Source organism: Psychrobacter sp. 16-MNA-CIBAN-0192 (genome assembly GCF_040309565.1).
Lineage (GTDB): Bacteria > Pseudomonadota > Gammaproteobacteria > Pseudomonadales > Moraxellaceae > Psychrobacter.
The window spans coordinates 1-248 of record NZ_JBEOOX010000567.1; the positions used below are offsets into that span (position 1 = coordinate 1).

Here is a 248-nt window from a genome sequence, read left to right on the forward strand (position 1 = left end):
GTCCCATACTGCCTGGCGGTCGGTACCCGGGGGCATCGATAGCAAGACGTTGAGAGTCTCTCGACGTTTGCTTTCTTGAGGGATGCCCCATCCGCCTACATGCCATTGTTCGATCAGAGCATCCAATGCCTGCTTTCCGGCAATCAGGCATTCGTCCTGGCCCTCCAGTTCGACACAACCGTCGCGCGAAATGTACTTCAAGTGACGACGGACGACGCTCATTCCCTGCGGACCGGATGCCCTATTGC

Annotated in this window: 1 protein-coding gene; it reads right to left on the minus strand. The window is 57.7% G+C overall.

The features are described from left to right. On the minus strand, positions 1 to 222 hold a 222-nt coding region (locus tag AAEY78_RS14405), incomplete at its 3' end, for a hypothetical protein (RefSeq protein ID WP_502943791.1). Positions 223 to 248: the final 26 nt, after the last annotated feature.